General features: G+C 71.3%; 8 protein-coding genes. 5 read left to right on the top strand and 3 right to left on the bottom strand.

Annotated elements, in window-relative coordinates; genetic code table 11:
• Positions 1-180: 180 nt before the first annotated feature.
• The 3 genes from ACZ7M2_RS00955 (at position 181) to ACZ7M2_RS00945 (ending at position 4,244) form a co-directional block, all read left to right on the top strand.
• A complete protein-coding gene (locus tag ACZ7M2_RS00955; protein ID WP_471593624.1) occupies positions 181-1,449 on the top strand; it encodes an MFS transporter in 1,269 nt (422 codons plus the stop codon).
• Positions 1,450-1,521: 72 nt separating this feature from the next.
• On the top strand, positions 1,522-3,174 hold the full coding sequence (gene pgi, locus ACZ7M2_RS00950; protein ID WP_352048596.1) for a glucose-6-phosphate isomerase: 1,653 nt from the start codon (positions 1,522-1,524) through the stop codon (positions 3,172-3,174).
• 182 nt (positions 3,175-3,356) lie between these two features.
• Positions 3,357-4,244, top strand: coding sequence for a hypothetical protein (locus ACZ7M2_RS00945; RefSeq protein WP_471593623.1), 888 nt, complete (start codon positions 3,357-3,359; stop codon positions 4,242-4,244).
• Between the two features lie 33 nt (positions 4,245-4,277).
• Here ACZ7M2_RS00945 and ACZ7M2_RS00940 read toward each other — a convergent pair whose 3' ends face one another.
• From ACZ7M2_RS00940 to ACZ7M2_RS00930, 3 genes are read right to left on the bottom strand one after another with little or no spacing between them, the layout of a single operon-like run.
• Positions 4,278-6,569: an FtsX-like permease family protein gene (locus ACZ7M2_RS00940; RefSeq protein WP_471593622.1), complete on the bottom strand. Its 2,292-nt coding sequence runs from the start codon at positions 6,567-6,569 to the stop codon at positions 4,278-4,280.
• Between the two features lie 5 nt (positions 6,570-6,574).
• Entirely contained in the window at positions 6,575-7,348 is a 774-nt protein-coding gene (locus ACZ7M2_RS00935; protein WP_352048593.1) for an ABC transporter ATP-binding protein, read from the bottom strand.
• On the bottom strand, positions 7,345-7,860 hold the full coding sequence (locus tag ACZ7M2_RS00930; RefSeq protein ID WP_471593621.1) for a PadR family transcriptional regulator: 516 nt from the start codon (positions 7,858-7,860) through the stop codon (positions 7,345-7,347). Before ACZ7M2_RS00930 ends, ACZ7M2_RS00935 begins: the two co-directional genes overlap by 4 nt.
• 188 nt (positions 7,861-8,048) lie before the next feature.
• Between ACZ7M2_RS00930 and ACZ7M2_RS00925 the strand changes: the two genes are divergently transcribed.
• Positions 8,049-9,320 carry an ABC transporter substrate-binding protein gene (locus ACZ7M2_RS00925; RefSeq protein WP_471593620.1) on the top strand — a complete coding sequence of 424 codons (1,272 nt, stop codon included), beginning with the start codon at positions 8,049-8,051 and terminating at the stop codon, positions 9,318-9,320.
• 209 nt (positions 9,321-9,529) lie between these two features.
• Entirely contained in the window at positions 9,530-11,167 is a 1,638-nt protein-coding gene (locus ACZ7M2_RS00920; protein ID WP_471593619.1) for a glycoside hydrolase family 13 protein, read from the top strand.
• The last annotated feature ends 63 nt before the right edge of the window (positions 11,168-11,230 follow it).

The raw sequence follows: 11,230 nt of genomic DNA, 5'->3' as shown, positions 1-11,230 counted from the left end.
AAACAGGCCGCGCACCGGGCTCTCGGGCCGGCTGTTTTTCTGCCGCTGCCCCGCACGGGGCCCACCCCCCCGGCCCCCCCCCCCCACGACCCGGTCACGGAGCGTCCGCGGCGCCGTCGCGAGCCGATTGTCAGTGGTGCCCTCTACCGTTCTTGAAGTGGCGGAACCAGAGGGGGCGTTGTGACGACGGTCGAGGCGGCGGGGGTGCGGGCACCCGCGTGGCGCGGGGGATTCGGGCGGCTGTGGAGCGCGGCGGTCGTGTCGCGTTTCGGGGACGCCCTGCGCACCGCCGCGCTCCCGCTGCTCGCCGTGCGGCTCACGGACGATCCGCTCGTCATCGCCTCCGTCACGGCCTGCGGCTACCTCCCCTGGCTCCTCTTCGGGCTGCTGGGCGGCGCGGTCGCGGACCGGGTGGACCAGCGGCGGGCGATGTGGGCCGTCGACACCGTACGCGGCGGGCTGGTGGCCTGCTTCGCCCTCGCCGTGGGGCTCGGCCACGCCACGATCGGCCTGCTGATCGCGCTCGCCTTCGCCCTGACCACCCTCCAGACGCTGTTCGACAACGCGTCCACGGCACTGCTGCCCTCCCTGGTGGGCAAAGAGACACTGGGCAGCGCCAATGCCAGGCTGATGACCGGCCAGCAGCTCGCCGGCGGCTTCCTGGCCGGCCCCTTCGTGCCCCTGCTGCTCACCCTCGGGGCCGCCGCGCCGTTCGCGGCCGACGCGGTCACCTATCTGCTGGCCGCGGCCCTCGTGGCCTCCCTGCGGATCCGGGGGCCCGAGCGGGAGCCCCGGCCCGCCGGGAGCACCCTGTGGGCGGAGGTGGCCGAAGGAGTGCGCACCCTGTGGCGCGACCGGGTGCTGCGCGCGGTCTGCACGGCCACACTGCTGTGCAACATCGGCATGGGCGCCCTGATCGCCACGCTGGTCCTGCACGTGACCGGCTGGCTGCACGCGGGAAACGCGGGCTTCGCGGCCGCGATGACGGCCTACTCGGCCGGATCCCTGGCCGGGGGAGTGCCGGCCCAGTGGATCGCGCGCCGGATCGGGCGGGTACGGAGCCTGCTCCTGTGCGGATGCGTCCAGACGGCGGCCCTTGTACTCCTCGGCACCGTCCGCCACCTGGGTGCACTCCTCGTGGCGATGGCGCTGCTCGGAGTGATGGGCATGGTGTGGAACGTCAACCAGGTCACGCTGATGCAGCAGCGCAGCCCGGCAGCCATGGTGGGCCGCGTCAGCTCCGCGTTCCGCACCGCCTCCACCTCCGGGGCCCCGGTCGGCGCCCTGCTGGGCGGCACCGTGGCGGGTGCCTACGGGCTGAACGGACCCGCGCTGTTCGCGGCCGTCCTCTTCGGGCTCGCCGTCACCTCGCTGATACCCGCGCATCTGCCGGACGTATCTGTTGTTGAGCCGGACGACGGCGCTACGACAGCTCACGTCAAGCCCTGATCAATTAGGTTGGGACCGGCAGTGGGGCGAGGCAAGCAGCAGCACACGCAGGAAAGAAGGCGGAAGCCAGAGATGAACGCAGACAGCCGTGCCAGGCTCAACCAGACGCCCGAGTGGACCGCTCTGGCCAAGCACCGCGAGGAGCTCGCGGAGACCCATCTGCGGGACCTGTTCGCAACCGACCCCGGGCGCGGAACCGGGTACACCCTCCAGGTCGGCGATCTGCACGTCGACTACTCCAAGCACCTGGTCACCGACGAGACGCTGGGGCTGCTGCGCGAGCTGGCGGCGGCGACCGACGTCTTCGGGCTGCGGGACGCCATGTTCCGCGGCGAGAAGATCAACGTCACCGAGAACCGGGCCGTGCTCCACGTGGCGCTGCGTGCCCCGCGCGACGCGGTGATCGAGGTCGACGGGGAGAACGTCGTCCCGGCCGTGCACGCCGTGCTCGACAAGATGGCCGGCTTCGCCGAGCGGGTCCGCTCAGGCGAGTGGACCGGCCACACCGGCAAGCGCATCAAGAACGTCGTGAACATCGGCATCGGCGGCTCCGACCTCGGCCCGGCGATGGCGTACGAGGTGCTGCGCTCCTTCACCGACCGCGACCTCACGGTCCGCTTCGTGTCGAACGTGGACGGCGCCGACCTGCACGAGGCCGTCCGCGACCTCGACCCGGCCGAGACGCTGTTCATCATCGCGTCTAAGACGTTCACCACCATCGAGACGATCACCAACGCGACCTCCGCGCGCAACTGGCTGCTGACCGAGCTGAAGGCCGGTCAGGAGGCCGTGGCCAAGCACTTCGTGGCGCTGTCGACGAACGCAGAGAAGGTCGCCGACTTCGGTATCGACACGGCCAACATGTTCGAGTTCTGGGACTGGGTCGGCGGACGGTACTCGTACGACTCCGCGATCGGTCTGTCCCTGATGATCGCGATCGGGCCGGACCGCTTCCGGGAGATGCTCGACGGGTTCCACCTCGTCGACGAGCACTTCCGCACCGCGCCCGCCGAGACCAATGTGCCGTTGTTGATGGGCCTGTTGGGCATCTGGTACGGCAACTTCCACGACGCCCAGTCGCACGCCGTACTGCCGTACTCGCACTACCTTTCGAAGTTCACGGCGTATCTGCAGCAGTTGGACATGGAGTCCAACGGCAAGTCCGTGGAGCGCGACGGGCACGACGTGGAGTGGGAGACCGGCCCGGTCGTGTGGGGGACGCCCGGCACCAACGGGCAGCACGCCTACTACCAGCTCATCCACCAGGGCACGAAGCTGATCCCGGCGGACTTCATCGGTTTCGCCGAGCCGGTCGCCGATCTGCTGCCGGGCCTGGTCGCCCAGCACGACCTGCTGATGGCGAACTTCTTCGCGCAGACCCAGGCCCTCGCCTTCGGCAAGACGCCCGACGAGGTGCGTGCCGAGGGCGTGGCCGAGGAACTGGTCCCGCACAAGACGTTCAAGGGCAATCACCCGACGACGACGATCCTCGCGAGGAAGCTGTCGCCCTCGGTCCTCGGCCAGTTGGTCGCCCTCTACGAGCACAAGGTGTTCGTCCAGGGCGCGGTCTGGAACATCGACTCCTTCGACCAGTGGGGTGTCGAGCTCGGCAAGGTCCTCGCCAAGCGGGTCGAACCCGCGCTGACCGAGGGTGCGGACGTGCCGGGCCTGGACGAGTCGACGAAGGCGCTCGTCGCGAAGTACCGGGAGCTGCGCGGCCGGTAGGCGCGGACGCGCGTGAGTCGCGGAAAGCGGGCGGTGGGAGTCCGCCCGCTTCCCGTAGACTCCCGGGCGATCATGCGGACGAAGGCTCGGGGGAGCGGAAGTTGACTGGTTCGCGAGGGAGTTAGACGGGCGGCACGCTGACGGCGAGGTCGTTTCTGAGGCCGAAGCGGGTCGCGGAGGCGGTGTTCCATCCGGCGTGGATCCCGGAGGCGGTCGATCCGGGGGTGGAGCGGCTCAAGCGGGTACGGGTTATCGCCGGGGCGGTCGCGGCGGTCGGTGTCTACACCTTCGTGCAAGGCGGGTTCGCCTTCACGGAAATGCTGCAGAACATGCTGACGGCGTCCGCCGTGCTGCTGTTCATCACACCGTTGACCGTCGGGGCGATGCTCTTCGTCTGGCGGCGCACCGGGACGGTCCGGCAGCTGCGGGTGCCGCTCGGCAACTCGTTCAAGCTGCTGCTGGCCTTCGTCGGGTCCATCGTCCTGACCGTGCTGATGTGGTGGCTTGCCGCCGGGGTCGGAGGGTTCGCCCTGGTGCTGGGGCTGGTGGCGATCTGGCTGACCGGGTTCGTCGGCTCGGGTGCGGTGAAGGTGTCCGGCAACTTCTTCGGTACGGCCGCGGTGCATCGGTGTCTGCCGCCGTTGCTCGCCACCGTGACGACGTGGCTGATGGCCCTTCCGGACCTCGCCACGGGGGATCTGCACGGGCTCAGTCTCGGGATGGGGGTTGTCTTCATTCTGGGGGCGCCGGTGACGGTCACGGGGATTGCCGGGCTGGAGATGTACCGGTTGCGCAGGCGGCACGGGATACGGCTGAGGGCGCATCCGGCCACTCTCCCTCCGCCAGTCCCGTCGGCTCCGCCTGCCCCGCCGTACGGGTACATGCCGCCGCAGGGCAACTCGTACGGGCCGGGTCCGGCGTACACGTACAACCAGGGCAACCCCTATGCGCCGGGGCAGCGGAACCCGTACAACCAAGGATCGCGGAACCCCTACAACCAGGGACCGCAGAACCCGTACAACCAAGGACCGCAGAACCCCTACAGCCAGCAGGACCCGCACGGGTTCTGACCGCGCGCGGGTCCCGGGCCCAGGCCACCGCGCTCAGGCCACCGCGCTCAGGGTGTCCGCGAGTCGTCGTCGGGCGGCGCGGCCCGCGGGGAGCGCGGCGAGGGCGGCGGCGCCCAGGACCGCGGCCAGACCGAACAGCGACAGCAGGAGGGGAGACGGCCCCCGGGCGATACCGGCACCGATCCCACTCGACTTCCCCTGGACGTCGATCAGCCAGTGCGCCAGAGGCAGCCCCAGCGCCGTACCCGCGAGGACCGCCGCCAGCGCGGTGCAGGCGGTGGCCGTGACGGTGACCGCCGTGATCTGCCGCGGGGACAGCCCGATGGCCTTGAGCGCCAGCAGATCCCGTTCGCCCTCGCGTACGGTGCCGCCGACCGCGGTCAGCAGCTCAATGAGTCCGATGAGGGCCAGTACGGCGATCAGTCCGACGACGACGCCGCGCAACGGCGAGAGACCGTCGGCCGGGTTGGTCACGGCGTGCACGTCCAGGTGCCCGTGCCCGGCCGCCGTCAGCTCGGCGGCGACCTTGCCCGGGTCGGCGCCGGGGCGCAACTGGAGCTGGTAGAGGGTCGGGCGCAGTTCCGGGTCGTTCTCGCGCAGGGTGTCGAGCGAGGTGGAGATGACGCGGCCGCCGTTCTCCGGCTCGATGCTGCGGCCGACGATGTGCAGGATCTGCGGGCGCGCGCCGACGGTCATCCGCACCCAGTCCCCGACGCGCACATCCAGCAGGTCGAGCAGCCCCTGACCGGCCACCGCCTCGTCGGGCCCGCGGGCCGGGCGGCCCTCGGCCAGCGAGAACGGGTACGGGTCCTGGTGCGTACCGAGCCCGCGCAGTGCGATCGTCGCCGTCTGGCCCGGAACCAGAGCGGCCACCTCGGCGCCCGGGTGCACGGCGGTGAGCTGCGCGTTCCGGGCGAGCAGGGCGCGGGCTGCGGGATCGCCGAGGCTCTCGTCCGGGTGCGCCGTGAGCGCGGCCGCGAGGCCGATCCGCTCGGGTTCGCTGTGGAAGCGGTCGATGGTGGTCCAGGCGCTCAGCGCGACCACGATCAGCAGCAGCGGCAGGGCGAGCCGGGCGACCGTGGCCAGCGAGCGTGGTCGCCGCGGGAAGGCCTGGTGCCAGCCCAGCACGAGCGCGGGGGGCAGTCGCAGTCCGAGCGCCCGGCGGGCCACGCCCGACAGGCGGCCGGCCGGGGGTGCCGCGGCCCGCAGCACCGGCACGGGGGGCACCCGGCCCGCCCGCCACGCGGCGATCCCGGTCGTCGCGCCGATGAAGAGCACCGCGGCCACCGGCACCGCCAAGAGTGCCGCGGTGTGTCCGGGCAGTCCCTGCCAGACACCCAAGGCGTCGCCGAGGCGGCCGGGGATCCGGCTCCCCAGCGCCTGCGTGAGCGTGGCGGCGGCCAGGGCGCCCAGCGACGCGTACACCACGTGCTGGATCAGGAAGATGCGCACCACCTGGCCGGGCGTGAACCCGATCGCCTTCAGTACCGAGATGTCCCGCAGGTGGCCGCGGATACGGGTGCCGATCGCGCCGTGCACGGCGAGCGCGGCGGCGAGGAGCGCGCCGAGGCCGAACAGGCCGAGGACCTGTCCCAGCAGCCGGTTGTCGCCCTGGGCCTCGGCGCGGGCCTGCTGCCAGTTCGACACCTGGGTGACCGCGCCGGAGCCGAGCGTCGTCACCGCGCGCTGCACGGCGTAGTCCGTGTCTCCGGGATCGGTCAGGCGCAGACCGATGATCTGGCCCGTATGCCCGTCCGCGCCCCGCACCGCGGAGGGCAGCGCCCAGACGACCCCTGACCGCTCGCCGGGGCGGTAGCGGGGCTCGGCGCTGTCGGTCACGCCCAGGACGGTCAGGGTGCGTGCGGTGCCGGGCACGGTGAGGGTGTCCCCGGGCTCGGCCCACAGCGCACGGGCGAGGCTTTCCTCCAGGACGACTCCGTCGGGCCGGGCGTGGTCGAGCCAGTGACCGGAGACGAGCAGCGGCCGACCGGTGGCGGGCGGCTCGACGGCGCCGCGCAGTTCGACGGAGGCACGGGTACCGCGTGACTCGACGGTGGCGGACGCGGTGCGGTACGGGCCCGCCACGGACGCGACACCGTCCAGCCGCGCGAGCCGCCCGGCGTCGGCGGACGCGCCGGTGTGGATCCACACATGCGCGCCGTGCGACTGCGTGAAGACGCGCTGCCAGGGGTTCGTCGCGTATCCGAAGAGCGCCGCGGCGAGCAGCAGCGAGGTGACGATTCCCGCGGTGGCGAGCACGATGAACAGTGCCTCGCCCCGGTGCGTGCGCAGATCGGCATGCGCCCAGCGCAGAGTGGCCCGCACGCCGCTCAGTCCCTCAGTTCCAGCACGCCGGATATCCCGGCGCCGCGTGACGGCGTGCCGTCGAGTTCCGCGTCGTCGGCGATGCGGCCGTCGAAGAAGCTGATCACGCGGTCCGCGGCGCTGGCGAGCCGGGCGTCGTGGGTGACGAGCACGATGGTCTGACCGCGCTGGTGGAAGCGAGACAGCAGCCGCATCACCTCGCGGGTGCCCTTGCTGTCCAGGCTGCCCGCGGGTTCGTCGGCCAGCAGCAGGGACGGATGGTTGACCAGCGCCCGGGCCAGGGCGACGCGCTGCTGTTCGCCGCCGGACAGCTCACCCGGCATGCTGCGTCCCTTGCCCGCCAGGCCCAGCTCGGACAGCAGCCGCTCGCGCTCGGCGCGCGCCTGCTTGGGGGAGACCCCGGCGAGCAGGGCGGGCAGCTCCACGTTGTCGGCGACCGACAGGTTGGAGACCAGGTTGAAGAACTGGAAGACGATGCCGATGCGCCGTCGCCGTTCCACCGCCCAGCGCGCCTCGCTGTACGCGTCCGTGCATTCGGCGTCCAGCCAGACGCTGCCGGAGTCGGGCCGCTGGAGGCCGCCGAGGAGGTGCAGCAGCGTGGACTTGCCGGCGCCGGACGGGCCGGTGACGGCCACGAACTCGCCCTGGCGCACGGCAAGATCCACTCCACGCACGGCATACGCCGGGGCGCCCTCGCCGTAGTGGGTCTTGACCAGGCCCTCGGCGCGCAGCAAGGGAGCCGAACCCTCGGCGCGCGGCACAGGAGCGGTGTGGCTCATTCCAGCTCCTCCAGTTCCTCCTGGCAGCGCTCCAGCCAGTCCAGATCGGCCTGAAGGTGCAGCATGGCGCCCTCGATCAGCAGCTGGGAGATGCGGTTGTCCCGGTCCTCGGCCGCGGCGAGCTTCGACAGGTTGCGCATGGTGTTCAGATACTGCCGCCGCTGCCTGTTGATCAGCGCGATCTGGTCGGCCAGGCCGGTCGTCGGGGCGAGCGCGAGTTTCATGAAGAACTCGTCCCGTACCCGAGGCTCGTCCGCCGTCTCCTGGTACCAGGCATGCAGTGCCTCGCGCCCGGTCTCGGTGAGGTGGTAGATCTTCTTGTTGGGCCGGCTCGACTGCTCGACTTCCTCGCCCTCGATCAGTCCCGTCTTCTCGAGGCGGCCGAGCGTGACGTAGATCTGGCCGACGTTGGGCTGAGGGTACGCGGAGCCCAGCAGTTGCTCAAGGTCCTGCTTGAGCTCGTACCCGTGGGCCGGGCCTCGCGCCAGCAGGGCCAGGAGGGGCAGCCGCACCCGTGCTCTCCTCCCCGCGTCCTTGTCATGTGCCGCAGACCGATGTCATACCGATGTCAGGCCGTTGCCCGGTCGATGCGGCCGGAGACCAATGTGTCGCAGGCCCTAGTATCGCCCATACCTAACAGGTATACATGGCCACTGACGCCGGGCGAGGGTGCCCGACGCCGGTGTACAGGGAGGAACCTATGCGGTGGATACGTGCCGCCGGTAGGGGCCTCCTGGTCGCGGCGGTGGTCCTGACCGGTTACGTCGCCTCCGGCACCCCCGCCGACGGGGCGCACGGCGCCGGTCGCGGCCCGCTCACCCTGGCGACCGCGGGGGACCTCACCGGCTATCTGGGGCCACTGCTCGAAGGGTGGAACCGTACCCACCCAGGCGAGAAGGTCACCCTCGTCGAACTCCCGGACTCCGCCGACGAGACGCACGCGCAGATGACGACCGACCTGCGCGGCGGCGGCAGAAGCCGGTTCGACGTCCTCAACATCGACGTCGCCTGGACCTCGGAGTTCGCCGCCGCGGGCTGGATCTCTCCGCTGGACCGCGGCCGCTTCCCGCTCCACAGCTTCCTGCCGCCGGTCGTGAACACGGCGACGTACGACGGAAGGCTGTACGCGGTCCCGTACGTCACCAACGCGGGACTCCTCCTGTACCGCAAGGACGTCCTCGCCAAGGAGGGCGTCGCGCCGCCGCGGACCTGGGCCGAACTGGAGCGACAGGCGAGGACCATCGCCCCGAAGTACGGACTCGACGGCTACGCCGGCCAGTTCCTGCCCTACGAGGGTCTCACCGTGAACGCGGCGGAGGCGGTCTACTCCGCGGGCGGCACGATCCTCGGCGACGAGGGCGAGCGCGTCACCGTGAACTCCGAGGCGGCCCGCGAGGGCATCGGGTTCCTCGCCGACGGCGTGCGCGACGGCTGGATTCCGAAGAAGGCGCTGACGTACAAGGAAGAGGAGTCCAAACAGGCCTTCCAGGACGGCCACCTCCTCTTTCTGCGCAACTGGCCCTACGCCTACGTCGGTGCTTCCGGCAAGGGGTCGGCGGTCGCCGGGAAGGTCGGCGCGGTCCCCCTGCCCGGACCCGACGGACCGGGCACGAGCGTGCTGGGCGGCTCCAACCTGGCCGTCAACACGCATGCGCGGCACCCCGATTCGGCCGCGCGCCTGATCGCGTACCTCACGACCGAGCGGGCGCAGCGCCAGGTCCTCACCAAGGGTGCGCTGCCGCCCGTACGGGCGGCGCTGTACCAGGACCTGGAGCTGATCCGGGAGTTCCCTTATCTGCCCACGCTGCGCGCCAGCGTCCTCGCGGCCGCCCCACGCCCCAAGAGCCCGCGCTACGACCAGGTCAGCCTGGTCGTGCAGGCCGTGGTCCACGATGCGATGACGGGGCACGAGACGCCTTCCGCGGCGGTACGGCGGCTGGCGCGCGAGCTGGCGGCCATCCCGCGCCGCTAGCACCCGGCGATGCCTTGTTGGCGTCCTGCTAGTTACTTGTTAGGTAACGGGAGTGTCCCATCTCCCGATTCTGCGCCCGAAAAGTCTGCATATAACTGACCAACTTCTCGGTCGATGCCGGGTTGATGCTGCCTACTCGTTGACACCCACGCGACGCGCCTACCTAACATGCATGCATAACCGTAGGCACGCACAGACAGGTCCAACGGGTGACCCTCAACACGCACCGCTGGTGGCGCGACGCAGTGATCTATCAGGTGTACGTCCGCAGCTTCCTGGACAGCACCGGTGACGGCATCGGCGATCTCGCCGGGGTTCGCGCGGGCATGCCGTACCTCAAGAAGCTCGGTGTCGACGGCATCTGGCTGAGCCCCTTCTACCCCTCGCCGCAGCACGACCACGGCTACGACGTCGCCGACTACTGCGACGTGGACCCGCTCTTCGGCGACCTCGCCGAGTTCGACCGGCTGATGACCGACGCCCGACGCCTCGGCGTCAAGGTGCTCCTGGACATCGTCCCCAACCACTGCTCCAGTGAGCACCCGTGGTTCCGTGCCGCGCTCGCGGCGGAGCCGGGCAGCGCGGCCCGCGCCCGCTTCCACTTCGCCGACGGACGCGGCCCGGACGGCGCCGAGCCGCCCAACAACTGGCACGCCATGTTCGGCGGACCCGCCTGGTCCCGCGTCACCGAGGCGGACGGCAACCCCGGCCAGTGGTACCTGCACATGTTCACGTCCGAGCAGCCCGACCTGAACTGGCGCAACCCCGAGGTCGGCGCGCACTTCGACCACGTGCTGCGGTTCTGGCTCGACCGGGGCGTCGACGGCTTCCGCATCGACGTCGCCGCCGGCCTCTTCAAGCACCCCGACCTGCCGGACTCGCCCGACCCGGAGGCCGACGCCCGCACCCGCGACTCGGTCAACCCGCTCGCCTGGAACCGGCCCGAGGTGCACGACGTGTGGCGCCACTGGCGGTCCGTCTGCGAGGAGTACACCGGGCGCGACGGCCGCGACCGGCTGCTGGTCGGCGAGGTCTCGGTACCGACGGCCCGCGAACACGCCCAGTACGTACGCCCGGACGAGCTCCACCAGGCCTTCTTCTTCGACCTGCTCAGCGCGCCCTGGAACGCCGACGCCTTCCGCAAGGTCATCTCCGAGGCCATGCAGGACATAGCCGGCACCGGATCGACGGTCACGTGGGTCCTCAACAACCACGACCAGGTCCGCACCGTCACCCGCTACGGCGAGCTCGGCACCGAGGGCAGCGGCCTCGGCACGGCCCGTGCCCGCGCCGCCGCACTGCTGATGCTGGCGCTGCCCGGAGCCGCGTACATCTACCAGGGCGAGGAGCTCGGGCTGCCCGAGGTCGTCGACCTGCCCGACGACGTGCTGACCGACCCGATCTTCCGCCGCACGGGCAGCCGCGCCCGTATCCGCGACGGCTGCCGGGTGCCGCTGCCCTGGTCCGGGCACGCCTCGCCGTTCGGCTTCACCTCGGGCGCCGAGAGCGCCAAGCCGTGGCTGCCGCAGCCCGCCTACTTCGCCGAGTACGCCACCGACCGCGCGCTCGCAGACACCCGCTCCTTCTGGCACCTCTACCGCGACGGGCTCCAGCTGCGCGCCGGACTCCCGCAGCTGGGCGAGGGCGCGCTGCGCTGGCTTCAGGCGCCGCCCGGCGTCCTCGCCTTCGTCCGCGGCGACGGCCTGGTGTGCGCCGTCAACTTCGGTACGGCCCCCACGCCCGCGCCGGTCTCCGGCACCCCCCTGCTGTCCAGCGGCTCCTGCCCGGCCGGCGTGCTGCCCGGCTCGACGGCCGCCTGGTGGATCAGCGACTGCACGAATCCCTGACCGTCCCCTCCTCTGCCTTCCGATCCTCCCGGTTTTTGTCAATTCCCCTGCCCTGAAAGGGAC

The organism is Streptomyces sp. NPDC111507 (assembly GCF_055638955.1).
The sequence above is the reverse complement of the archived record's forward strand: the minus strand, read 5'-3'. Positions and strand labels throughout refer to the sequence as shown.